Annotated in this window: 20 protein-coding genes, 2 pseudogenes and 1 riboswitch; of the genes and pseudogenes, 15 read left to right on the forward strand and 7 right to left on the reverse strand. The window is 73.3% G+C overall.

Annotated elements, in window-relative coordinates:
* The first annotated feature begins 120 nt into the window (after nt 1–120).
* Complete coding sequence (locus F8R89_RS10715) at nt 121–753, forward strand: response regulator transcription factor (RefSeq protein WP_151788064.1); 633 nt, start codon at nt 121–123, stop codon at nt 751–753.
* Between the two features lie 24 nt (nt 754–777).
* On the opposite strand, the gene F8R89_RS10720 is transcribed toward F8R89_RS10715, so the two are convergent.
* Nucleotides 778–1,692: a hypothetical protein gene (locus F8R89_RS10720; protein ID WP_225994362.1), complete on the reverse strand. Its 915-nt coding sequence runs from the start codon at nt 1,690–1,692 to the stop codon at nt 778–780.
* The gene (locus tag F8R89_RS10725; protein WP_151783759.1) at nt 1,689–2,231 is read right to left on the reverse strand and encodes a SigE family RNA polymerase sigma factor; all 543 of its coding nucleotides are present in this window, start codon (nt 2,229–2,231) and stop codon (nt 1,689–1,691) included. Before F8R89_RS10725 ends, F8R89_RS10720 begins: the two co-directional genes overlap by 4 nt.
* Nucleotides 2,232–2,413: 182 nt before the next feature.
* On the opposite strand from F8R89_RS10725, the gene F8R89_RS10730 reads away from it, so the two are divergent.
* The 5 genes from F8R89_RS10730 (at nt 2,414) to F8R89_RS10750 (ending at nt 7,247) form a co-directional block, all read left to right on the forward strand.
* Nucleotides 2,414–4,156 carry an MFS transporter gene (locus F8R89_RS10730; protein ID WP_151783760.1) on the forward strand — a complete coding sequence of 581 codons (1,743 nt, stop codon included), beginning with the start codon at nt 2,414–2,416 and terminating at the stop codon, nt 4,154–4,156.
* A 101-nt stretch (nt 4,157–4,257) separates the two neighbouring features.
* Nucleotides 4,258–4,908 (forward strand): class I SAM-dependent methyltransferase, encoded by a 651-nt coding sequence (locus F8R89_RS10735; protein ID WP_151783761.1) that lies wholly within the window; start codon nt 4,258–4,260, stop codon nt 4,906–4,908.
* 46 nt (nt 4,909–4,954) lie between these two features.
* Nucleotides 4,955–5,875, forward strand: a complete 921-nt coding sequence (locus F8R89_RS10740; RefSeq protein ID WP_151783762.1) for an N-acetylmuramoyl-L-alanine amidase — start codon at nt 4,955–4,957, stop codon at nt 5,873–5,875.
* A 197-nt stretch (nt 5,876–6,072) separates the two neighbouring features.
* Nucleotides 6,073–6,789 carry a hypothetical protein gene (locus tag F8R89_RS10745; RefSeq protein WP_151783763.1) on the forward strand — a complete coding sequence of 239 codons (717 nt, stop codon included), beginning with the start codon at nt 6,073–6,075 and terminating at the stop codon, nt 6,787–6,789.
* A gap of 167 nt (nt 6,790–6,956) precedes the next feature.
* Complete coding sequence (locus F8R89_RS10750; protein ID WP_151783764.1) at nt 6,957–7,247, forward strand: hypothetical protein; 291 nt, start codon at nt 6,957–6,959, stop codon at nt 7,245–7,247.
* Between the two features lie 40 nt (nt 7,248–7,287).
* On the opposite strand, the gene F8R89_RS10755 is transcribed toward F8R89_RS10750, so the two are convergent.
* Genes F8R89_RS10755 through F8R89_RS10765 form a run of 3 tightly spaced genes read right to left on the reverse strand, consistent with a single transcriptional unit; the run spans nt 7,288 to nt 10,519 of the window.
* Complete coding sequence (locus tag F8R89_RS10755) at nt 7,288–8,358, reverse strand: prenyltransferase (RefSeq protein WP_151783765.1); 1,071 nt, start codon at nt 8,356–8,358, stop codon at nt 7,288–7,290.
* Nucleotides 8,355–9,089 carry a class I SAM-dependent methyltransferase gene (locus F8R89_RS10760; protein WP_151783766.1) on the reverse strand — a complete coding sequence of 245 codons (735 nt, stop codon included), beginning with the start codon at nt 9,087–9,089 and terminating at the stop codon, nt 8,355–8,357. Before F8R89_RS10760 ends, F8R89_RS10755 begins: the two co-directional genes overlap by 4 nt.
* Nucleotides 9,083–10,519, reverse strand: a complete 1,437-nt coding sequence (locus tag F8R89_RS10765) for a glycosyltransferase family 4 protein (protein ID WP_151783767.1) — start codon at nt 10,517–10,519, stop codon at nt 9,083–9,085. Before F8R89_RS10765 ends, F8R89_RS10760 begins: the two co-directional genes overlap by 7 nt.
* A gap of 208 nt (nt 10,520–10,727) precedes the next feature.
* On the opposite strand from F8R89_RS10765, the gene F8R89_RS10770 reads away from it, so the two are divergent.
* Nucleotides 10,728–11,354: a TetR family transcriptional regulator gene (locus F8R89_RS10770; protein ID WP_151783768.1), complete on the forward strand. Its 627-nt coding sequence runs from the start codon at nt 10,728–10,730 to the stop codon at nt 11,352–11,354.
* Between the two features lie 16 nt (nt 11,355–11,370).
* Here the strand turns inward: F8R89_RS10770 and F8R89_RS36655 are convergent.
* Together F8R89_RS36655 and F8R89_RS10780 are read right to left on the reverse strand one after the other, a co-directional pair.
* A pseudogene (locus F8R89_RS36655) lies at nt 11,371–11,511 on the reverse strand (ferredoxin); the annotation flags it as partial.
* Nucleotides 11,447–11,840 (reverse strand): annotated as a pseudogene (locus F8R89_RS10780) (aldehyde dehydrogenase family protein); the annotation flags it as partial. The pseudogenes F8R89_RS36655 and F8R89_RS10780, both read right to left, overlap by 65 nt.
* A gap of 149 nt (nt 11,841–11,989) precedes the next feature.
* Here F8R89_RS10780 and F8R89_RS10785 point away from each other — a divergent pair.
* From F8R89_RS10785 to F8R89_RS10820, 8 genes are all read left to right on the forward strand, one after another.
* Nucleotides 11,990–12,265 (forward strand): hypothetical protein, encoded by a 276-nt coding sequence (locus tag F8R89_RS10785; protein WP_151783769.1) that lies wholly within the window; start codon nt 11,990–11,992, stop codon nt 12,263–12,265.
* Nucleotides 12,262–13,515, forward strand: a complete 1,254-nt coding sequence (locus tag F8R89_RS36660; protein WP_151783770.1) for a TIR-like protein FxsC — start codon at nt 12,262–12,264, stop codon at nt 13,513–13,515. Before F8R89_RS10785 ends, F8R89_RS36660 begins: the two co-directional genes overlap by 4 nt.
* Nucleotides 13,508–17,560, forward strand: coding sequence for an FxSxx-COOH system tetratricopeptide repeat protein (gene fxsT / locus F8R89_RS10795; protein WP_225994363.1), 4,053 nt, complete (start codon nt 13,508–13,510; stop codon nt 17,558–17,560). Before F8R89_RS36660 ends, fxsT begins: the two co-directional genes overlap by 8 nt.
* Before the next feature lie 168 nt (nt 17,561–17,728).
* A riboswitch (cobalamin riboswitch) is annotated at nt 17,729–17,891 on the forward strand.
* Between the two features lie 117 nt (nt 17,892–18,008).
* Entirely contained in the window at nt 18,009–19,220 is a 1,212-nt protein-coding gene (locus F8R89_RS10800; protein ID WP_151783772.1) for a prenyltransferase/squalene oxidase repeat-containing protein, read from the forward strand.
* On the forward strand, nt 19,217–19,870 hold the full coding sequence (locus F8R89_RS10805; protein WP_151783773.1) for an SCO2322 family protein: 654 nt from the start codon (nt 19,217–19,219) through the stop codon (nt 19,868–19,870). Before F8R89_RS10800 ends, F8R89_RS10805 begins: the two co-directional genes overlap by 4 nt.
* The gene (locus F8R89_RS10810; RefSeq protein ID WP_151783774.1) at nt 19,870–21,075 is read left to right on the forward strand and encodes an energy-coupling factor transporter transmembrane component T; all 1,206 of its coding nucleotides are present in this window, start codon (nt 19,870–19,872) and stop codon (nt 21,073–21,075) included. Before F8R89_RS10805 ends, F8R89_RS10810 begins: the two co-directional genes overlap by 1 nt.
* A complete protein-coding gene (locus F8R89_RS10815) occupies nt 21,072–22,757 on the forward strand; it encodes an ABC transporter ATP-binding protein (RefSeq protein ID WP_151783775.1) in 1,686 nt (561 codons plus the stop codon). The genes F8R89_RS10810 and F8R89_RS10815 overlap by 4 nt, the downstream gene beginning before the upstream one ends.
* A complete protein-coding gene (locus F8R89_RS10820; RefSeq protein WP_151783776.1) occupies nt 22,754–23,581 on the forward strand; it encodes an ECF transporter S component in 828 nt (275 codons plus the stop codon). Before F8R89_RS10815 ends, F8R89_RS10820 begins: the two co-directional genes overlap by 4 nt.
* The last annotated feature ends 248 nt before the right edge of the window (nt 23,582–23,829 follow it).

Consider the following 23,829-nt stretch of genomic DNA (forward strand, 5'->3'; position numbering starts at 1 on the left):
GGCGCGTGCGGCATTGCCGTTGCCTGGAGCCGGGCCGGGCAGGCACCCCTGGCCCGTGCAAGCTCGGTCGCGGCCGGTGCCTTCGTCCCGCCACCCCCCTACGCTTGGGCCGTGAACGAGATGCCGACGGATCGCCGGCCCGGGAGACACATCCGGGTGCTGCTCGCCGAGGATCAGGGCATGATGCGCGGGGCACTCGCCTTACTGCTCGGGATGGAGCCGGACATCGAGGTCGTGGCGCAGGTGTCGGCCGGGGACGCGATCGTGGACGCCGCCCTCACACACCGGCCCGACGTGGCCCTCCTCGACATCGAGCTGCCGGGCATGAGCGGCCTCGACGCCGCCGCCGAGCTGCGCGACCAGGTGCCCGACTGCCGGGTGCTGATCCTGACGACGTTCGGCCGGCCCGGCTATCTGCGGCGGGCCATGGAGGCCGGTGCCGCCGGCTTCCTCGTCAAGGACGGACCCGTGGAGGAGCTGGCCGGGGCCGTCCGCCGGGTGCTCACCGGTGAGACGGTGATCGATCCGGCGCTGGCCGCGGCCGCCCTCAGCGCCGGCCCCAACCCGCTCACCGCACGGGAGCGCGACGTACTGAACGCCTCCTCGGACGGCGCGACGGTCGCCGACGTCTCCGCCCGGCTGCACTTGTCGGAGTCGACGGTCCGCAACTACCTGTCCTCCGCCATCGGCAAGACCGGCACCCGCAACCGGACGGAGGCCCTGCGGGAGGCACGGCAGCAGGGCTGGCTCTGACCCCGGCCCCGAGCCGACCGCCCTCTACTTCGTGACCGCCACGGACTTGAACGCCGTGCCCTCGGGCGCCACACACGCGAACCACGCCTCCGGTGAGCCGTCCACCACCCGGATCAGCGGGTTGTCGCCGCCCAGGTCGACCGACTTCGTGGGGGTGGCCCCGCCGGCCGCCTCGAAGAAGGACGGCACCTCGGTCGTCGTCCCGTCCTTCCAGGTGCAGGTGACCTTCCGGGCGTCCAGGGCGACCCGGCCGACGACCAGCCGTTCCGCGCCCTCGGCGTCCTTCGCGCCGGGCACCAGCGGCATCGCCGCCGCCTCGACGTCCTCGCCGGACGAGGCGGGCTCTTCCGTGAAGGCGCCCTCGCTGACCACATGGGCCGTGGCCGCCTCTCCGTACTCGCGCAGCACGAAGTAGGTGCTGCGGCCGATGAGGTCGGCGGCGCCGGCCACGTTCGCCGGCTGCTGGTTGAAGGAGCGCATCGCGGCGAGCTGGGTGGCGGCCTGGCGCTCGGTGCGCGGGGCCTCCCAGAGGTCCACGAGGACCCGCCAGGGCTCCCCGTGGTCGGTGCCGCTCAGGAGCAGCGTCCGCGAGGGTGTGCGCACGTCCGGGGCGGGCGGTGCGGGCGGGGGCGCGGGGTTCGTGGCGACCGACGTGTCCCCGGAGCCGTCCCCGGCGGGCAGCCCCGTCACCGCGAGGGTGCCGGCCGAGGCGACCAGGGCCAGGGCGGTCGCCGTCGCCGCGGCCCACCGCCGGGCCTTGCGGCGGCGCCCGCCACGCAGCACCGCCGCGTACGGGGCCGTACCGACCTCGACGCGGTCCGCGGCGTCGGCGAGCAGTGGTGCGATGTCGGAGGGGGTGCGCTCGGCGGCGTCCCCCGGGTCGTGGACGGTCAGGCCGTCGATCGACATGTAGTGGTTCGTCTGCCGCTTCGCGCTCATCGGCTCCGCCCTCCCTGCGTGACCATCTCCGCCAGTCCCGGCAGGGCGCGGAGTTTCGCGATGCCCTTGGCCGCGTTGCTCTTCACGGCGCCGACGGAACAGCCCATCGCCTCGGCCGTCTGTGTCTCGGTCAGGTCCTCCCAGTAGCGCAGCACCACGGCCTCCCGCTGCCGGGGCGGCAGCTGGGCCAGCGCCGCGAGCAGCGCGTCGCGGTCGTCGGCCTGGGCGATGCGGTCGCCGGTGTCCGGGACCTCGCGGGCGAGGCCCGCGTCGTCCTTCGGCGCCAGGAACTCCCTGAGCCGCCGCCGGTGTCTTCGCGCGTGCGCGTTGATCATCACGCGCCGTACGTAGGCCTCGGGGTCGTCGGCCGTCCCCACCCGGCGCCAGGCCACGTAGACCTGCTCCAGCGTCGTCTGCGTCAGGTCCTCAGCGGCGTGCTGTTCGCCGGTGAGGAGGAAAGCCGTCCGCAGCAGGCGTGGCCAGCGGCTGGTGACGAAGCTCTGGAACTCCGCGTCCCGGACCGCCTTGCGTTCCCCCATGGGCACCTCCTTGATGTCCAAAGGAGTCCATGAGCCCCTGGAACCGTTGCCTCCCGGCCGGCACGAATTTTCGCAGGCGCCCCATCGAGGGCCGGCGGCCCTTCCCCAAGAGAAGGTCAAGATTTCGTTAGTGTGCCAAAGCATCGGAATAGTTGCCCGGGGAGACGGAGTTCGACGTACACATGACACGAACGACCATCGAACGACCCGCCGGCAGAGCGACCTCCGGGGCCGTGGTCCCCGTCCTGGCCTTCGCGGGCATCGTGGTCGCGGTGATGCAGACCCTGCTCGTCCCGGTCATCAAGGACCTGCCGCAGCTGCTGGACACCACGCCCAGCAACGCCACCTGGGTGCTGACCTCGACCCTGCTCTCCGGTGCCGTCGCCACCCCGATCATGGGCCGCCTCGGAGACCTCTTCGGCAAGCGGCGGATGCTGATAGCCAGCCTCTCCGTGATGGTGGCCGGCGCCCTGCTGAGCGCCGTCACCAGCGCCCTGCTGCCCATGATCGTCGGCCGTACCCTCCAGGGCTTCGCGATGGGCGCCATCCCGCTCGGCATCGGCCTGATGCGGGACATGCTGCCCCGCGAGCGGCTGGGCTCCGCGATGGCGCTGATGAGCTCCTCGATCGGCGTCGGCGGCGGTCTGGCCCTGCCGGCCGCGGCCCTCGTCGCCCAGCACGCGAACTGGCACGCCCTCTTCTACGGCGCCGCCGCCCTCGGCGTCCTGGCCATCGGCCTGACCCTGCTGGTCGTCCCCGAGTCCGAGGTCCGCGCGGAGAGCGCCTTCGACCTCCCGGGGGCGCTCGGCCTCTCCGCCGGTCTCGTGCTGTTCCTGCTGCCCATCACCAAGGGCAGCGACTGGGGCTGGACGTCCGGCACGACGCTCGGGCTGTTCGGTGCCGCCGCGGCCGTCCTGCTCCTGTGGGGCGTGTACGAGCTGCGCGTCAAGGCGCCGCTGGTCGACCTGCGCACCACCGCCCGCCCGGCCGTCCTGTTCACCAACCTCGCGTCGATCATGGTCGGCGTCAGCTTCTACGTCGTCTCGCTGGTCCTGCCCCAGCTGCTCCAGCTGCCGACGTCGACCGGCTACGGCCTCGGCCAGTCCATGGTCGTCGCGGGCCTGCTCGTCGCCCCGCTCGGCCTGACCATGATGGTCACCGCCCCCGTCTACGCCCGCCTCTCGGCGCGGTACGGCCCCAAGACCACCCTCATCCTCGGCATGCTGATCATCGCGATCGGCTACGGCGCCGGTCTCGGCCTGATGAGCGCGGCCTGGCAGAGCCTGGTGATCGCGGTGGTGCTCGGCGCGGGCATCGGCCTCGCGTACTCCTCGCTGCCCGCGCTGATCGTCGGCGCGGTGCCGGCCTCGGAGACGGGCGCGGCGAACGGCCTGAACACCCTGATGCGGTCCATCGGCACCTCCGTGTCCAGCGCCGTCATCGGCATGGTGCTGGCCAACACGGCGAACGACGTCGGCGGGGTCGCGATCCCCACCATGCACGGCTTCCGGCTGTCCTTCCTGATCGCGACCGGAGCCGTCGTCCTCGGCCTCGCGTTCGCCCTGCTCCTGCCCAGGCAGCGCCCCTCCGCCCACCCGCAGCTGCGTGCCAGCAGCGAGGAGGACGCCAACCTGGCGCGCGCCGAGGAGGCCCTGCACGGCTTCCGCGGGCGCGTCCTGGACGCCGCCGGCACCCCGGTGGCCCGCGCCAAGGTCACCCTGATCGACCGGCGCGGCCGGCAGGCCGGTGCCACCCTGTCCGCCGACGACGGCAGCTACGCCCTGGCGGTCCCGGCGCGGGGCGCCTACGTGCTGGCCGCCCGCGCCGACGGGCACGCGCCGCTCGCCTCGGCGGCCACGCACCCCGGCGAGGACGGCACGGTGGACGTCGACCTCGCGCTGCCCGGCGAGGCGGTCACCGCCTGAGACCCGCCTCCCCTGGCCCGCCCGCACCCCCCGTCGCCCAGGTGACGGGGGGTGTGGTGCACGATGGGCGCCCATACGGTCGTACGACGGAGAGGACCCCCATGGCCCCCGCCCCCAAGCCCGACATCCTGGCCGCCTTCGAGGCCGCGAAGGGCTTCATGCCCACGGGTGAGGGCCTGGCCCTGTACGCGGCGGCCGTCGAGGCCGGACGGCTGGGGCTCCCCCTGCTGGAGGTCGGCACGTACTGCGGGCGCTCCACGATCCTGCTCGCCGACGCGGCCCGCGCGGCCGGGGTGACGGCCCTCACGGTCGACCACCACCGCGGCAGCGAGGAGCAGCAGCCGGGCTGGGAGTACCACGACCCGGAGACCGTCGACCCCGAACTGGGCCTGATGGACACCCTGCCGACGTTCCGCCGCACCCTGCACCGGGCGGGCCTGGAGGAGCACGTGGTCGCGCTGGTGGGCCGCTCCCCGCAGGTCGCGAAGGTGTGGGGAACGCCTCTCGGGCTGGTCTTCATCGACGGCGGTCACACCGACGAGCACGCGAACGCCGACTACGAGGGCTGGGCCCCGCATGTCGCCGAGGGCGGTCTGCTCGTCATCCACGACGTGTTCCCGGACCCGGCCGACGAGTTCACCGGCCAGGCGCCCTACCGCGTCTACCTGCGGGCCCTCGCGTCCGGCGCCTTCACGGAGGTGTCGGCGACCGACTCGCTGCGGGTCCTGCGGCGGACGGGTGACGGCCTCTGATGTGCCGCGAGGGCACGGTCCGGGACCGGCCCGTAAGGTGTCTGGCGTGTCGTACCCAGGTCCGGACTTCGATCCTCCGCAGCCCCGCCGCGGCCGTCGCCGCGCCCTGACCGTGGCCGCCTCCGCCCTCGTGCCGGGGGCGCTGCTCGGCTGGCTGGTGTACGCGGCGGTGGGCGACGACGGGGGCGGTTCCGGCGAGGCGGCGGGACAGCCGTCGCAGGCGAGCACCCGGCCGGCGGCACCCCCCACCGACGACGAGAAGCCGAGCCCGGCCCCGTCCGCCTCGGACACGGGCGCGCTCGCGGGCAAGGTGGTCGTGGTGGACCCGGGCCACAACCCCGGCAACTTCCGGCACACGGCCGAGATCAACCGCCAGGTGGACATCGGCACGAACCGCAAGGAGTGCGACACCACGGGGACTTCGACCAACGCCGGTTATCCGGAGGCCGAGTTCACGCTCGACGTCGCCCGCCGGATGCGCGCGCTGCTGGAGAAGCAGGGCGCCACCGTGAAGTTCACCCAGGACGGCGACCGGCCGTGGGGCCCGTGCGTGGACGAGCGGGCCGAGATCGGCAACAAGGCGAAGGCCGACGCCGTCGTCTCGATCCATGCCGACGGCGCGGGCGCCGGACAGCGCGGCTTCCACGTCATCCTGCCCGGCAAGGTGGCCAAGGGCGACGCGAACACCGGCCCGATCGTGGCCCCGTCGCGCGCTCTCGGCGAGCGGGTCGCGGGCGCCTTCGTCCGCGTGACCGGAACCGCGCCCTCCACCTACGTCGGCGACGGCACCGGTCTCGTCACGCGTCAGGACCTGGGCGGTCTCAATCTGTCAACGGTTCCCAAGGTCTTCATCGAGTGCGGCAACATGCGCGATAGCAAGGACGCGGCACTGCTCACCAGCGGCGCCTGGCGTCAGAAGGCGGCGCAGGGAATCTCTGAGGGAATCGTGAGTTTCCTGCGAGGGTAGTGGTCTTCGGGTGGATCCCGGCGGACAGACGTGTCGGACGGACGATAAGGTCGTCCTTACGATGAGGGGCCACCCCCACGCTTCACACCGGGGCCAGACGGCGACATGGTGACAGCGACGCCTCCAGCGATGCCGATGTTGAGACGACTGACGAAGGATCTGAAGTGAATATCCGCTCCCTCACTCGAGGCGACGGCGTGGTGATCGGAGCAGCGGTATTGCTGTTCATCGCGTCGTTCCTCGACCTCTACTCCGTCTCCGGGTTCGATGTGGAGACGAACGCGTGGGACTCCCTCGGCCTCGGCCTCGGCGTGTACATGGGCGGGGTCATCGGCGCCGCCCTGATCGTCGTGAACCGCCTTCTGCCGCAGCCCCGCAAGGTCGCCGGTCTCGACCTCGGCACCGTCGGCACGGGCTTCGCCATCCTGACGGCCTGGGCCCTGTTCTGGTCGCTCGTGGACGTCCCGGACCGCGCCAGCGCGGCGGCCGGCTTCATCCTCGGCTTCCTCGCCGCCCTCATCCTCGCCGGTGCCGCCGTGGCGACGCCGCTCGTGCCGGCGCTTCAGGCCGCGCTCGTGCCGGCGCCGCGGCCGGCCGCGCCGCAGCCTTACGGCGGGCAGCCGCAGGGTGGTTACGGGTACCCGGGTGCGCCGGGGCAGCAGCAGCCGCCGTTCGGGGGCGGTCAGCCGCAGGCGCCCGCGCCCGCGCCGGCCGGTGACTTCTCCCCGTTCTGGTTCGCCGTGCCGGTGGCGCGTCCCCTCTTCCCGGAGGACGGCTCGCCCAACCCGATCGCCGAACTGGCGCCGGGCACCTGGTACCTGGCCGTCGAGCAGCGCGGCGCGGCCCTGGTCGCGCAGACGCAGGACGGCCGTCGCGGTGTCCTCCAGGACACGAGCGGCATCCAGCGCGGCTGAGTCCCCACGTCGTACGACGGCCCCTCGCCCTTTCGGGCGGGGGGCCGTTGCCGTCTCCCCGACCTTCTGGCTGACGGACCGTCCGGGCTCCCCGCGGGTGCCCGGACGAGCACAACTCGTGGGCGCAGGCCGGGTTTCAAGCCGGGTTCCGGGGTCAAGCGAGGAGCATGTCCCCTAGATATCGCAGCGCGAACCAGGCCGGCACGGTCATCGCGATCGTCGCCGATGTCATGGCCCTCATCCTGGGCCTGTGGATCCTCATGTATCTGCTGGGGGCCAACCCCGGCAACGACTTCGTGCAGTTCGTGCATGACGCCGCCCGCTGGCTGGCGGGCTGGTCGCACGATCTGTTCACCTTCGACGAGGAGTGGGCCCGCGTGGTCGCCGGCTACGGCCTGGCCGCCGTGGTCTATCTGTTCGTCGGCCACGCCATCGCCGGCCGGGTGCACCGGCACTGACACCGGCGCCGGCACCCGGCCCCGGACCGGGTCCCGGCGGTCAGGCGCAGCAGTCCGGGTCCAGTCCGGCCGGCAGGCGGTCCCCGCCGAACACCGCGCAGGTGGCCTCGTGCCCGCCGAGCGCGGCGACCGCCAGCAGGACGGATCCGGCTGTCCACGTGGTGAGTTCACGCGGCCATATGGCGTCGTCCTCGAAGACGTACCCGGTCCAGTACAGGCCGCTCTCGGCGTCCCGCAGATGCTGGATGGACTGCAGGATCTCCAGCGCGCGGTCGGATTCGCCCATCGCCCAGAGCGCGAGGGCGAGTTCGGCGGACTCGCCGCCGGTGACCCACGGGTTGGGCACGACGCACCGCACCCCGAGGCCGGGCACGACGAACCGGCCCCAGCCCTCCCGCATCCGGGCCTCGGCGTCGGCGCCGGTGAGCGCCCCGCCGAGCACCGGGTAGTACCAGTCCATCGAGTAGCGGTCCTTGTCCAGGAACCGCTCCGGGTGGCGGCGGATGGCGTGGCGCAGCGCGCCCGCCGCGAGCTCCCAGTCCGGCTGGGGCTCCTCGCGCTGCTCGGCGATGGCCAGCGCGCACCGCAGCGCGTGGTGGATCGACGAGGAGCCGGTGAGCAGGGCGTCCTCGGTGGGCGTGCCGTCGTCGTCGCGCCGCCAGCCGATCTGCCCGCCGGGCTGCTGGAGCCGCAGCACGAACTCGATCGCCGCGTAGACGCTGGGCCACATGCGGTCCAGGAACGTGTCGTCGCCCGTGGACAGGTAGTGGTGCCAGACGCCGACCGCTATGTAGGCGACGAAGTTGGTCTCGCGCCCGGTGTCGGTGACGTCGTCGTGGGCGCCGTCGCGGTAGGCGGCGTACCAGGAGCCGTCGTCGTTCTGATGGGTGGCCAGCCAGGTGTACGCCCGCTCGGCGGCGGTGTGTTCACCGGCGGCGTCCAGCGCCATGGCGGCCTCGACGTGGTCCCACGGGTCGAGGTGGTGTCCGCGGAACCACGGGATCGCCCCGTCCTCCCGCTGTACCGCGAGGATGCCGGCCACGGTCGCGGCGGCCTGCTCGGCGGTGAGGACCCCGGGCAGGACGAGGTGTTCTGTCCGGGGAGTGGTCACTTCGCGTCCACCCGGGGCAGGTGCGGCTTGGTCGCGTACGCCACGAAGCTCTTGCCGATCAGCGGGTTCAGCGCCCGCTCGGCGACCCGGGTGGCCAGCGGCTTCTTCATGATGTCCCAGACGAGGAGCTTGTGGTACGCCTTCACGGGCAGCGCCTTGTCGTTGTCCACGCCGAACGCGCACTTCAGCCACCAGTACGGCGAGTGCAGCGCGTGCGCGTGGTGGGTGCCGTACGGCCTGAGGCCCGCCTCGCGGATCTTCGCCAGCAGCTCGTCCGCCTTGTAGATGCGGATGTGGCCGCCCTCGACCTCGTGGTAGGCGTCGGACAGCGTCCAGCAGACCTTCTCGGGGCCGTAGCGCGGGACGGTGATGGCGATACGGCCGCCGGGCTTGAGGACCCGGACCATCTCGGCGAGGACGCCCTTGTCGTCGGGGATGTGCTCCATGACCTCGGAGATGATCACGACGTCGAAGGACTCGTCCGGGAAGGGCAGCGCGAGCGCGTCGCCCTCCATGGCGGTGGCGGTGGCGCCCTCGGGGGCCTCACCGGCCTCCTTCATCGCCGCGAACCACTTCGCGACCTCGCGGATCTCCTCGCCGTTCTGGTCCAGCGCGACGACCTGGGCGCCGCGCCGGTAGCACTCGAACGCGTGCCGTCCGGCGCCGCAGCCGAGGTCCAGGACGCGGTCGCCCGGGGCGAGCGGGAACCGGGAGAAGTCGACGGTCAGCACGTGGCCCTGCTTTCGGTGTCGGCGCCCTCGACGAGGGGGGAGGCCGGGGCGGTGACGGGTGGGGTCGTGGAGCGGACGGGGGTGGCCGGGGCGGTGCCGGCGGCCGTGGCGCGGGGGCCCCGGCCGGCGGCGATCGCCTCGCGGTAGCGGGCCACCGTGCCCTCGGCGGCCTTGGCCCAGGTGAAGTGCTGGAGCACCCGCGCGCGTCCGGCCGCTCCGAGCCGGTCGCGCAGGCCGGCGTCGCCCAGCAGCCGGGTCAGTGCGGCGGCCAGCGCGCCGGCGTCGCCGGGCGGCACCGCGAGGCAGGTCTCGCCGTCGCGTCCGGCGACCTCGGGGATCGCCCCGCCGGTCGTGGCGACCAGGGGGGTGCCGGTGGCCATGGCCTCGGCGGCGGGCAGCGAGAAGCCCTCGTACAGCGACGGCACGCAGGCCACCTCCGCCGAGCGGACCAGGTCGACGAGTTCGGCGTCGGAGATGCCCTTGACGAAGTCGACGGAGCCCTCGAGGCCGTAGCGCTCGACGGCACGGGCGACCGGGCCGTCCTCGGGGCGCTTGCCGACGACGACGAGATGGGCGTCGGGGTGCTCGGTGCGGACCTTGGCGAGTGCCTCGACGAGGAACACCAGGCCCTTCAGCGGGACGTCGGCGCTGGACGTCGTCACGATCCGGCCGGGCACCCGGCGGACCGACGGATCCGGCGAGAACAGGTCGGTGTCGGCGCCGATGTGGACGACGTGAATACGGTCCTGCCGGACGCCGAGGTCGTCGACGATCTCCTTGCGGGAGGTGCCGGAGACGGTGAGGACGGACGGCAGGCGGCGCGCGACCCGCTTTTGCATGCGGGTGAAGGCGTACCAGCGGCGGACCGACATCCGCCGCTGCCAGGTCGTGGCGGCGTCCAGCTCCAGCCGGCGGTCCACGGTGATGGGGTGGTGGATCGTGGTGACGAGGGGGGCGCCGACGTCGCCGAGGAGACCGTAGCCGAGGGTCTGGTTGTCGTGCACGACGTCGAAGTCGCCGCGGCGGGCGCGCAGCAGGCGGCGGGCGCGCAGCGAGAACGTCAGGGGCTCGGGGAAGCCGCCGGTCCACATGGTCGCCACTTCCAGCGCGTCGACCCAGTCGCGGTACTCGTCGCGCTTCGGCGTGCGGAAGGGGTCGGGCTGGCGGTACAGGTCGAGGCTGGGCAGCTCGGTGAGGGTGAGGCGGCCCGCGTAGTCGTCGTGTTCGTCGAGGACGGGGTAGGGCTGGGAGCCGATGACCTCGACGCGGTGGCCGAGGCGGGCGAGTTCGCGGGAGAGGTGCCGGACGTAGACGCCCTGGCCGCCGCAGAACGGGTTCCCCTTGTAGGTGAGGAGCGCGATGTCGAGCGGTCGCCCGCCGTCGGCGGCAAGGTCCGTCGGAGACCCGGCCTCCCTGGCCTCAGCGGTCACTCCGGGCCCCTCTCTCCCTGCTCTGTCCCGCGAGGTTACGCCGGGACGCTAATCTAGAACAAGTTTCAGACTTGATCGTTCAGGAGGCTCTGAATCTACCGGCAGGTAGCGCCGCTGTGAGCGATGGATCAGGTGATTCACGCCACGGCCGACCCCTGGCATGCTCTGTCCGGTCACCCACCCTCACCGACTGTCACGGACGGGATCCATGCCTGCGGAAGTCAGTAGCGCGAGCCCTCCCTCACCGCCTCTCACCGAGCGGCAGGAGGCCCGCCGCCGGCGCATCCTGCACGCCAGCGCGCAGCTCGCGAGCCGGGGCGGCTTCGACGCCGTGCAGATGCGCGAGGTCGCGGAGTCCTCCCAGGTGGCGCTCGGCACGCTGTACCGCTACTTCCCGTCCAAGGTGCATCTGCTGGTCGCCACGATGCAGGCCCAGCTGGAGCACATGCACGGCACGCTGCGCAAGAAGCCGCCGCGGGGCGCGACGGCGGCCGAGCGGGTCGCGGAGACCCTGATGCGGGCGTTCCGCGCCCTGCAGCGCGAGCCGCACCTGGCGGACGCGATGGTGCGGGCGCTGACGTTCGCGGACCGCAGCGTCTCTCCCGAGGTCGACCAGGTCTCCCGCCAGACCACGATGATCATCCTGGACGCGATGGGTCTGGAGGACCCGACGCCGCAGCAGCTGTCGGCCGTCCGCGTCATCGAGCACACCTGGCACTCGGCCCTGATCACCTGGCTGTCGGGGCGCGCGTCGATCGCCCAGGTGAAGATCGACATCGAGACGGTGTGCCGGCTGATCGACCTGACGGCTCCGGAGGAGACGCGGGGCCGCTGAGCCGGAACTCCTGCGACTCGTCGGCGTCGGTCTCCGGCTCGGCCGGATGCGACTGGCGGGCGACGTCGAGACGGAAGCCGCCGGGGGCGTGGTGGAGGCACTGGGCCGAGCCGACGCGCAGCGACCGGTCGACCTCGACGTGCCGGCGGTCGCCCATCCTCACGCCTGCCCGCCGAGGGGTGCCCTGTCCGTAAGTAGCCGATACTGCGCCTCTACTGACGCCGCGTCACCAGCGGGCCTGCCTGGGTGGCGGGGTCCAGCGGTCGCCGGCCACGGTCGCCTCGACGTCCGCGTCGGGAGGACCACGGCCGCCGACCTGCCGCCGAGTTCGAGCGTGACGCGGGTCAGGTTGCGGGCGGCGACCTCCATGACGCGTTCGCCGGCGGCGACGAAACCGGTGAAGTAGACCTTGTCGACGCCGGGGTGCCCGACCAGGTACTCGCTGACCTCGCGGCCGGCGGGCAGGACGGACAGCACCCCCTCGGGGCGGTCTAAGCCCGGAGAGTTGCCCGGCTTCTCCCTATGGCTCCTTCGGTGGACTTTGCTGTGGAATGGTTCAAGGGAACACCGGACGGCTGGAGGGGGCAGCGCAGGTGACCGACGAGCACTTAGCCGATCGCCCGCCTGATTCCCAGGTGCCTTTCTTCTTCCACAGCTACGGGCAGACGCACTCCGGGACCGCCGGCTCCCGCGCGCCGGACAATCGTCAGGAGCAGTTCCACGACCTCCAGCTCATGGGGTTGCGGGGACTGATGGAGGCCGGGAGGTGGCGGGTCTACCGGCGGACCGTGTGGCGCATCGCCGAGCGGATCGTCGACGTCGCCACCGCGGCCCGCTTCAAACCCTGTGACGTCAGCCTCTTCGACGACCTGCGCAACGTCTTCGCGCCGTGCACCCAGGGGGACTCATGACTGCCACTGCTCCGGTCTTCTTCCTCAGCTACGCCCGCACCCCGGGGCCGCACGGATCCGACGCCGACCAGCCGGTCTTCTCCTTCTACGACGACCTGCGCAAACAGGTGGCCCGGCTGACCCGGGTGAAGGCGCAGGACGCCGGGCACGTGGACACCCCGGACGCTCCGTCCGGCGCCTGGCAGTCGGCGCTGGCGGCCTGCCGTGTCTTCGTCCCGCTGTACGCGCCGCGCTACTTCACCGACCCGCTGTGCGGACGCCAGTGGACCGCGTTCAAACGCCGGGGCGGCCGGCACTACGGCCGTGCCGTGGTCCCCGTCCTGTGGGTCCCGCCCACCGACGGCACCACCCTGCCGCCGGCCGCGCTGGAGATCTCCACCCATCTGCCGCGCGCGGGTGGCGCCGAGGAGCGGCGCGCCCAGGACCGGTACGCGGAAGCCGGTCTGTACCGGCTCATGGAGCTGGAGGACGACCAGCGCGCGTACCGCCAGGTGCTGGCGCGCCTCGCCGAACGTGTCGCACGGGCGGCGAAGGACTCACCGGCCCGGCCGGCCGACGCGGGGCAGTGGGGCGACCGGCACGGTCTGGAGGACGCGTTCGCGCCGCAGCGGTCGAAGCCGACCTTGCGGATCACGGCCCTCGCGCCGACGGCCGGCCGGCTGCCTCCGGGGCGTGAGGCGGCCACGTACGGCCCGGACACCGAGGCGTGGCGGCCGTTCCGGACGGCGTCCGGATCGCTGATCCAGCAGGCCCTCGCCCTCGCCGGCAATCTCGGCTTCGAACCGGAACTGGTCGCCTTCGAGAAGGCGTACGAGAGCATCGTCCACGAGGGACCCGGACGGGAGCCCGCCCGGCCGGTCGCGCCCTGGGTGCTGGTGGTCGACGCGTGGGCCCTCGGCGACCCCAGGACGTCGGACATGGTGCGGCGCATCGACCGGGCCAACCGGCCCTGGCTGGCCGTCATGGCGGTCCTCGCGGGCGACGACCCGCAGACGCAGCGCGACAGGAAGCGGCTCACCGACCGGCTGCGGGACACGCTGTCCTGGCACCGGCAGCTGGACGACGTGCGCCACACGGCCCGGGGCGCGGCCGCTCAGGGCATCGCCCAGCCCGATGCTTTCGCATGGCTTTTCGCGGAGTTGGCGAAGAGTTGCTATTTGCGGTATCTCGATTCCATCCAGGACGATTCCCCGCGCCCGACGCCGGCCCGGCGCGGCGTCACGGGGAGCGGAGGACGAACCAGTGACTGACGAGAACGGCGCGGGAGAGACGACGGGGACGCCGGCTCAGGAGCCGGAGGAGCCGGCCGCGGGGAAGGTCGTCACCTTCTACTCCTACAAGGGCGGCACCGGCCGCACCATGTCCCTCGCCAACACGGCCTGGATCCTGGCGTCCGGCGGGAAACGGGTGCTGGTCGTCGACTGGGACCTCGACGCGCCCGGCCTGGACCGCTTCCTCCACCCGTTCCTGGACCGCGACCGGTTACGGTCGGCGTCCGGCATCATCGACCTCTTCCTGCACTTCAACCAGACGGTGCTGGAGCAGCGCAGGCAGCCGGAGAGCCACCCGGAGGACGACTGGGTGGCCGCCGAGGCGGCGTGGGTGGACTCGCAGGCCCGTTTCAACCACTGCGTCATCCCGCTGGACTGGAAGTTCCCCGGCGGCGGCCGGCTCGACTACGTGTCCCCGGGCACGCAGAACAAGGAGTACCTGTCGGCGTACTCGCAGTTCGACTGGATGCGCTTCCTGGACCACACCTGGCACGGGCCGGTCTTCGTGAGGGCGCTCAAGCACGAACTCACCCAGAACTACGACTACGTCCTGATCGACAGCCGCACCGGACTGAGCGACGTCTCCGACGTCTGCACGGTGCTGCTGCCGGACGCCCTGGTCGTCGCGTTCACTCCGAGCAGCCAGGGCATGGACGGCGCCCACGCGGTGGCGCAGAAGATCGACACCCTCTACGGCTATCGCGGGATCCGCATCATCCCGGTCCCCATGCGGGTGGAGGACGCCAACGGTGAGGCCGACCGTCTGGAGGCGGCGCGGGAGCAGATGCGGGCGAAGTTCGCCGACATCGTCCGCCGCCACTGCACGCTGGACGCCCAGGAGTACTGGGGCAAGGTCGAGATCCCCTACCGGCCCTTCTACGCCTACGAGGAACTGCTGGCACCGTTCCGGGACGCCCCCGGCCGCCCCACGTCGATGCTCGCCGCCTGCGAACGGCTGACGGAGGTCATCTCCGACGGCGAGGTCACCGCGCTGCCCCCCATGGACGACGCGGAGCGCAAACGCGTCCTCGCCCTGTACAAGCGGCCCAGACCGCTGGAGGACACCGAGGTACGGGTGAGCTTCGTCCCCGAGGACCGCACCTGGGCCGACTGGATCGAGTTCACCCTCAAGTCCGTGGGCTTCCGTGTGCAGTTGCTGCCGCAGGGCACCCCGGCCGCGGCGGAGCGGGCCGGGACCGGCCGGGCGGCGGGACCGTCCACGCGGAGCCTCGCCGTCCTGTCCCACGCCTACCGCAAGTTCATGGCCGCACGGGGCGGGCGGGACATGGCCGACAGCCTCGAACAGGCCGAGAACCCGCGCGGCCCGGTCGCCGTCCGGGTGGACGACGTACGGCTGAGCGCCCCGTTCTCCGATCGCACGGCCGCCGACCTCACCCGGTGCGGCGCCGACGAGGACGCCGCCCGGCAGGTTCTGCTGAACGCCGTGGAGGCCCCGACACAGCCGCTGTTCAGCCCGGTCACGGCGAGCGACGGCGGTCCGCGCTTTCCCGGGGCCGAGCCCGCCGTGCAGTCCCTGCCGATCCGCAACCCGTCCTTCACCGGGCGCGAGCGTCTGCTGGAGCACTTGCGCGACCGGCTGCGGGCCGGCAACGGCACCGTGCTGCTGCGCGGCATGGGCGGCGTCGGCAAGACGATGCTCGCCCTGGAGTTCGCCCACCGTTACAAGGGCGACTACGACGTCGTCTGGCACATCCAGGCGGACCAGCGGAACCTCGCCGTCGAGCAGTACGCCCAGCTGGCCGGCCCGCTCGGCGTCGGCGAGCGCAAGAACCCGACGGCCACGGCGACCGTCGTCAAGGAGGCGCTCGGCCTGGGCCGGCCCTACAGCCGCTGGCTGCTGATCCTCGACAACGTCGAGCATGTGAGCGACCTGTCCGACCTGCTGGTGAGCGGCAAGTCCGGTCACATCCTGGTCACCAGCCAGCGGGCCGAGGGCTGGGAGCGGTACGCCGAGATCACCGACGTCGGCGTGTTCGAACGCGAGGAGAGCGTGGCGCACCTCAAGCGCAGGCTCACCGAGTGCAGCACCGAGGAGGCCGACGAAGTGGCGGCGGCCCTCGGCGACCTGCCGCTCGCGGTGGAGCACGCGGCCGCCGTGCTCAGGGAGACGGGTCTGCAGACCCAGGAGTACGTCAAGCTCCTGGAACGCCAGCCGGCGGTCGACGCGCAGGGCCCGAGCCCCGAGGACCGGCTGCTCGACGTCTCCAAGACGTGGCGCGTGGCGATCGAGCAGCTCTACGAGAGCTTCCCGCCGGCCGTGCAACTCCTGAAGCTGGCGGCTTGGTTCAGCCCCGGGCCCATCTCCCTCGATCTCCTGCAGAGCACCCAGATCGCCCAGGCCCTGTCGGGCCGGGCATCTGAAGGCTTCCGGCCGCGCCCCTTGGACGGCACGGAGATGATCGCGCGGGCCTTCCAGGAGCTGAGCCGCCTCTCGCTGGCCACGGTGGACCGCAAGTCCCGCAGTCTCCAGGTGCACCGGCTGGTGCAGATGTCGGTGCGTTCCAACATGACGGAGGAGGAGCAGGAGACCATGCGGGACGCCGTGTTCCGCACGCTGGTGGCCGCCCGCCCCGAACAGGACGACCCCGAGGACCACAACACCTGGGAGCGCTACCGCATCATCTGGCCGCACCTCGGAACCAAGTGGGCCCTGACGACACCGGACTACGGCATCCGCAAGCTGATCGTCGACCGCGTGCGCCAGCTGCGCCGCCGCGGCGAGCTCAAGCAGGCCTACGAACTCAGCACGCGGGTCCACGAGGGATGGGTGGAGCACAGCGGCGAAGAGGATCGATGGGTGCTGCACATGGGCTTCCAGATCGGCAACGTCCTCCGCGCACAGGGCCGTTATCAGGAAGCCCTGGACATGGACATGGACGTCCTGCGCCGCCAGGAGGCGGTCCTGGACAGCCCGGACGACCTCCACATCCTCATGACCTCGGGCGGTGTGGCCGCCGACCTGCGGGGGCTGGGCCGCTACAGCGAGGCCGCGGAACGCGACCGCCGGAACTACGAGCGGCTCTTCGAACTGTTCGGTGAGGACCACCCGCGCAGCCTCGTGGCGGCCAACAACTACGCCGTCTGCCTGCGGGTGCTGGGGCAGTACGCGGACGCCCTGCGGCTGGACCGCAAGACGATGGAGATGCGGAAGAAGATCCTCGGTTCCGAGCACGCGTACACCCGGGAATCGACGATCAGCCACGCCCGCGATCTCCTGGACTGCGGTGACTACGCGGGCGCGGAGCACCAGTTGCGGCGTACCTACCAGAGCTGTCTCGACAACCGGCAGTTCGGGCCGTCCTCCCCCACCACGGTCAACGCCGGCAAGGCCCTGGCGGGCGCGCTGCGCCGGCTGGGGCGGGCGCAGGAGGCGGAGGAGCTGACCCGTGCGGTGCTCGCCGCCCTCCCCGCCGAGGAGGGGTCGGCGTCACCCAACCGGCTGCTGCTCCAGCTGGGGCTGGCCGGCGCGCTGGGCGCCCAGGGCCGTACCGAGGAGGCCCTCGAACTGGCCCGCCGGGTCCTGGACGACTGCCGTCGCTTCTTCCACGACCAGCACCCCTACACCGCGGCCTGCTACGCGAACCTGGCCGTGCTCCTCTGCTCGGCGAACGAGGCGGCCTCCTCCCTGGCGCACGCCGAGCAGGCGGCGCGGGCCTTCGCCGAGATCTTCGACGACGACCACCCGTTCACCCTGATGTGCGGGATGAACGTGGCCAACGCCCAGGCGGCGCTGGGTCAGCGGGAGATCGCCCGCGCGACCTACGAGTCGGTGCTGGACCGGATCCGTGATGTCCTCGACGACGACCAGCACCCCGCTCCCCTGGTCTGCGCCGCCAACCTCGCGGTGGTGCTGAACGAGCTGGGGGAGACCGAGGCCGCCGAGCGACTGCGCGAGGAGGTGCTGGGCGCCCTCACCGCCCGGCTCGGCGCCGACCATCCCCGCGCCCTGGCGCTGCGCGAGTGGAGGCGATCGGGCTGGGAGTTCGACCCCGAGCCGATCTGAGGCGCAGTGTGATCGGATTCTCGATCCCCCCGGCCGCGGTGCCGGGATCGGGACGTGCCGCGCAGGTCCCACACCCGTGAGGCCGAGGTGGTGACCACCCGGCCGACGGCCGTGCGCGGGGCCGAGGCCGACCGGGCACCCCCCAGCCACCTCACCACCCCGCCCTACCCCCGGGTACAGTGTCCCGGTCGTCATCACTCACCCGTTCAGGGGAAAGCCGGTGCAATTCCGGCGCTGACCCGCAACCGTGATCCGGTCCCCGCGTCCCGCCCCCCGTGGCGGGCGAGTCCGAGGCCGGTGAGCCGGACCGCCCTGGACGGACGTGACCGGCTCACGTGTCCCGGCAGCCTGCCGGAGCACGGCACCGTCGAGGTATACGGAGCCGAGCCGCCCGGGGGGGTCCTCCCGTGCTGTCCGGCTCCCCACAGGGAGAGGGCACCCGCCGATCATGAACGTCCGCCGCAGCGCAGCGGCCCTGGCCGCCACCGTCGTGCTCGGCGCGGCCGCGCCCGCCATGGCCGCCGACTCACCGTCCCCGTCGCCGTCGGCGTCCCTCCCCGAGGGGCTGTACGGCACCACCGACCCGACGTACGACGGGGTCTGGCGCCAGTCCCTCGCGCTGCTCGCCCAGCACACCGCGAAGGTGCGGCCCGCCGCGTCCGCCGTGGACTGGCTGACCGGGCAGCAGTGCGCGAACGGGGCGTTCGCCGCCTACCGCGCCGACACCGCCAAGGCGTGCGACGCCAAGGTGATGGTCGACAGCAACAGCACCGCCGCCGCCGTGCAGGCCCTGACGGCCCTCGGCGGTCACGACGACGTCACCGGCAAGGCCGTCACCTGGCTGAAGTCCGTGCAGAACAAGGACGGCGGCTGGGGCTACACCCCGGGCGGCGCCAGCGACACCAACTCGACGTCGGTCGTCGTCGGCGCGCTGGCCGCCGCCGGCGAGAAGCCGGCCGAGGTGACCAGGGACGGCAAGTCGCCGTACGACGCCCTGCTCTCCCTCGCGCTGCCCTGCGAGGGCGACGACGCGGGCGCGTTCGCCTACCAGCCGGACAAGAAGGGCAGGCTGGCCGCCAACGCCGACGCCACCGCGGCCGGGGTGATCGGCGCGCTCGGCAAGGGGCTCGTCACGAGCGCCGGCGAGAAGGCCGACGCCACCTGCGCGAAGGCCGGCTCCCCCGAGCAGGCCGCCGCCAACGGCGCCGCCTATCTGACGCGGGTCCTCGCGAAGGACGGGCACCTGGTCTCCGCTCTGCCCGGCGCCGACGACCAGCCGGACTACGGCAACACGGCCGACGCGGTCGTCGCGCTCGCCGCGCAGGGCGGGGCCGGGGCCGCCGCGAAGCCCCTGAAGTGGCTGGAGGGCAACGCCGCCGCGTGGGCCGCGCAGAACGGCCCCGCCGCCTACGCCCAGCTGATCTTCGCCGCGCACGCCACCGGCACCGACCCGCGCGCCTTCGGCGGCACCGACCTGGTCGCGAAGCTGAACGCGACCGGCCCGGCCCCGCAGAAGGCGGCCGCGAAGAGCGCGGACACCCAGGAGGACAAGGACGACGACAGCCCGTTCGGCGTCTGGTGGTACATCGGTGTCTTCCTCGTCGTCGGCGTCGGCATCGGCTTCCTGCTGAGCCACCGCACCAAGGGCGGGCGGGCGTGATCCGGCGCGCCCTCGCGGTCCTGCTGGCCGCGCTGGTCCTCACGGCCGGCGCGGCCCAGGCCGCCCAGGCCGCCGGGTACCGCTACTGGTCGTTCTGGGACCGTGACGGCGACTCCTGGTCGTACGCCACCCTCGGCCCCTCGCTGTCCCGCCCCGACGACGGCGATGTCCAGGGGTTCCGCTTCGCCGTGAGCGAGGACTCGAAGGACGCCACGCGGCCCCGGGGCGCGGCCGAGTTCTCGGTGATCTGCGCCCGTACGCCCGCGCGGGACGGCAAGAAGCGCGTCGCGCTCGTCCTGGACTTCGGTACGGCCGCCGACGCCCCGTCGGGCGAGCGGCCGCCTGCCCGGCGCACCGTCTGCGCGCGGGTCGACCCGGACGCCACGACCGCGGACGCCCTGGCGGCCGTCGCCGGTCCGCTGCGGTACGACTCCAACGCCCTGCTGTGCGCGATCGACGGCTACCCGCGCAAGGGCTGCGGGGAGCAGGTCGCGCAGGGCGAGAAGCCGGCGGGCACCGGGAGCACGGCGGCCACCGAGCCGGACGACGACCCGGAGGGCGGTGCGTCGGTCGGTCTCGTCGCCGGTGTGGCGGCGGTCGTGGTCCTCGCGAGCGCGGCCGTCTGGCAGGCACGACGGCGGCGCGGCTGATGGCAGGGGGGCGCGGCGGTACGCGGAGCGGGGGTGGCCCGGAGGGGGCGGTCGCCCCCTCCCCGGCCGTGCCCGACGCTGGGCGGGCCGTTCGCGACCCCCTGCACCCCGGCGCCTGGTGGGTGTGGGCGCTGGCGCTGGGCACCGCGGCGACCCGCACCACCAATCCGCTGCTGCTCGCCCTGCTCACCGCGACGTCCGCCTATGTGGTGGCGAGCTGCCGCCCGGACGCCCCCTGGGCCCGTTCCTACGGCGCCTTCGTCAAGCTCGCCCTCGCCGTCCTCGTGATCCGGCTGTTCTTCGCGGTGGCCCTCGGCTCCCCCATCCCCGGCACCCATGTGCTCGTCACCCTGCCCGAGGTGGCCCTGCCCGACTGGGCGCAGGGCATCCGGCTGGGCGGCCGGGTCACCGCCGAGACCCTGGTCAGGGCCCTGTACGAGGGTCTGAAGCTGGCCACGCTGCTCATCTGCGTGGGCGCGGCGAACTCCCTCGCCAACCCGGCGCGGCTGCTGAAGTCCCTGCCGGGCGCCCTGTACGAGATGGGGGTCGCGGTGGTCGTGGCCCTGACGTACGCCCCTCATCTGATCGCCGACATGCAGCGTCTGCGGGCCGCCCGGCGGCTGCGCGGGCGGCCCGACCGGGGGCTGCGCGGCCTGGTCCAGGTCGGGTTGCCGGTGCTGGAGGGCGCGCTGGAGCGTTCGGTCGCGCTGGCCGCCGCGATGGACGCGCGCGGCTACGGCCGCACCGCCGACGTCCCCGTCCGGGTGCGGCGTACGACCGCCGCGCTCACCCTGGGCGGGCTGCTCGGCGTGTGCGCGGGCACGTACGGGCTGCTGACCGCGGCGGGCGGCACCTACGGGCTGCCGGTGCTGCTGGCCGGTCTGGCGGCGGCGCTGGCGGGGCTGCGGCTGGGCGGGCGCCGCTCCCCGCGCACCCGGTACCGGCCCGACCGCTGGGGGCCGCGCGCCTGGCTGGTCGCCGGGTCCGGCGCGGCCGTCGCCGCTCTGCTGACCCTGGCGGCGAGCCGTGAGCCGGGGGCCCTGAACCCGGGTGTGGTGCCGCTGGTGGCGCCCGCCCTTCCGCTGTGGCCGGCGGCGGCCGTCCTGATCGGGCTGCTCCCGGCGTTCGTCAGCCCCGCACCGAGGAAGCCCGCACCGAGGAAGCCGGCGCCGCGCGGTGCCGCCGCCCGCGAGGAGTCGTCGTGATCCGCTTCGAGAACGTCTCCGTGACCTACGACGGGGCCGCCGCGCCCACCGTGGACGGCGTGGACCTCGTGGTGCCCGAGGGGGAGCTGGTGCTGCTCGTCGGGCCGTCGGGGGTGGGCAAGTCGACCGTGCTGAACGCGGTCAGCGGGCTCGTGCCGCACTTCACGGGCGGCACCCTGCGCGGCCGGGTCACGGTGGCCGGCCGGGACACCCGCACCCACAAGCCGCGTGAACTCGCCGACGTGGTGGGCACGGTGGGCCAGGACCCGCTCTCGCACTTCGTGACCGACACCGTCGAGGAGGAGCTGGCCTACGGCATGGAGTCGCTGGGGCTGGCCCCGGACGTGATGCGGCGCCGGGTCGAGGAGACGCTGGACCTGCTGGGCCTGGCCGATCTGCGCGACCGGTCCATCGCCACCCTATCCGGCGGGCAGCGCCAGCGCGTGGCGATCGGCTCGGTCCTCACCCCGCATCCGAGGGTGCTGGTCCTGGACGAGCCGACGTCGGCGCTGGACCCGGCCGCCGCCGAGGAGGTTCTGGCCGTTCTGCAGCGGCTGGTCCACGACCTCGGTACGACGGTCCTGATGGCCGAGCACCGCCTGGAACGCGTCGTGCAGTACGCGGACCGGGTCGTCCTGCTCCCGGCGCCGGGCGAACCGCCTGTCCTCGGCGACCCGGCGGAGATCATGGCGATGTCCCCGGTGTTCCCGCCGGTGGTGGCGCTGGGCCGGCTGGCGGGCTGGTCCCCGCTGCCGCTGACGGTCCGGGACGCCCGGCGCCGGGCGGCGGACCTGCGGCAGCGCCTCGGCGACCACGACGTCCTGCCCGCACCCGCGCGCTCCGAGCTGCCCGCCCCGCCGCCGGTCCGTCCCCCGGCCCGCCGCTGGTTCGGCCGCTCCCGCGCCACGGCCGAGGCGGCCCCCGCGTCCCCGTACGCGGCCGAGGTGCGGGCGCTCGCGGTGACCCGGGACGGGGTGCGGGCGCTGCGGCGGGTGGACCTGACGGTCTCCCCCGGCGAGACGGTCGCCCTCATGGGCCGCAACGGCGCCGGGAAGTCCACCCTGCTCAACGCCCTCGTGGGCCTGGTGACGCCGTCCTCCGGGTCCGTGCTGACCGGCGGGTCCGTGCCGCACCGCACCGCGCCCCGCGACCTCGTCCGCCGCGTCGGCCTCGTCCCGCAGGAGCCCCGCGACCTGCTGTACGCCGACACGGTCGCCGGCGAGTGCGCGGCGGCGGACGCCGACGCGGAGGCCGAGGCGGGCACCTGCCGGGCGCTGCTGTCCAGGCTGCTGCCGGGCGTCCCGGACGACCTCCACCCCCGGGACCTGTCCGAGGGCCAGCGGCTGACGCTCGCGCTGGCGGTCGTCCTGACGGCCCGGCCGCCGCTGCTCCTGCTGGACGAGCCGACGCGGGGCCTCGACTACGCGGCGAAGGCGCATCTCGTCGCCCTGCTGCGGGACCTCGCCGGGCAGGGGCACGCCATCGTGCTGGCCACGCACGACGTGGAGCTGGCGGCGGAGCTGGCCCACCGGGTGGTGCTGCTCGCGGAGGGCGAGGTGATCGCCGACGGTCCGACCGCCGAGGTCGTCGTGTCCTCCCCGTCGTTCGCCCCGCAGGTCACCAAGATCCTCGCCCCGCGGCGGTGGCTGACCGTCGGCCAGGTCCAGGAGGCCCTGTCATGAGCGGCACCGGGAACCGGACCCGGCCCGTCCGGCTGGGGCCACGGTCCGTGGCGGCCCTCGTGCTGGTCGGCGCGGTGGGGGCCGCCGCGCTCGGCTGGCCGTTCCTCGCCGTGCCCGACTCCCAGGTGAACGCGCACGCGCAGGACGCGCCGTGGCTGTTCACGGGGCTGCTGATGCTGCTGGTCGCGGTCGTGGCGGCGACGATCTCGGAGTCGGGGCTCGGCCCGAAGGCGGTGGCGATGCTCGGCGTGCTCGCGGCGACGGGGGCCGCGTTGCGCCCGATCGGCGCGGGGACGGCCGGGCTGGAGCCGATGTTCTTCCTGATGGTGCTCAGCGGGCGGGTGCTGGGTCCGGGCTTCGGCTTCGTCCTGGGCTCGGTGACGATGTTCGCGTCGGCCCTGCTCACGGGCGGGGTGGGGCCGTGGCTGCCGTTCCAGATGCTGTCGATGGGCTGGTTCACCATGGGCGCGGGGCTGCTGCCGGGCGCGGAGCGGCTGCGGGGCCGCGCGGAGGTGGCGCTGCTGGCGGCGTACGGCTTCCTCGCCGCCTTCGCGTACGGCACGGTGATGAACATGGCGGGCTGGCCGTATCTGCCGAAGGACACCTCGACGATCTCCCCGGCGCCGGAGCTGGGACCGCTCGCCAATCTGGCGCGGTTCGCCGCCTACTGTGTGGCCACGTCGCTCGGCTGGGACCTGGGGCGGGCGATCGTGACCGTGGTGCTGACGGCCGTACTGGGTCCGGCGGTGCTGAAGGCGCTGCGCCGGGCGACGCGGCGGGCCGCTTTCGAGAGCCCGGTCACGTTCGACGCACCCGGACGGTGAGCGCTCGTGCGCCCCTTGTCAGGGGCGCGGTGAACCATCCCACATGACCCAGGTCACCTACGATCCGCCCTAGTGGGCCACAGGGCTGTCATGACCGCACCAAAACACCCTCCGACCTGCGCAGGGAGATCCCTGTCACACGGACACCCCACCCCCGGCATACGGCCACCACTAGCAAATGGGCTCATTGCGGACATGTGCCGCGCCTGTTTTGGTAGAGGACGTCGCACGGCGCCGACGTGCCCTCA

This window comes from Streptomyces sp. SS1-1 (genome assembly GCF_008973465.1).
Lineage (GTDB): Bacteria > Actinomycetota > Actinomycetes > Streptomycetales > Streptomycetaceae > Streptomyces.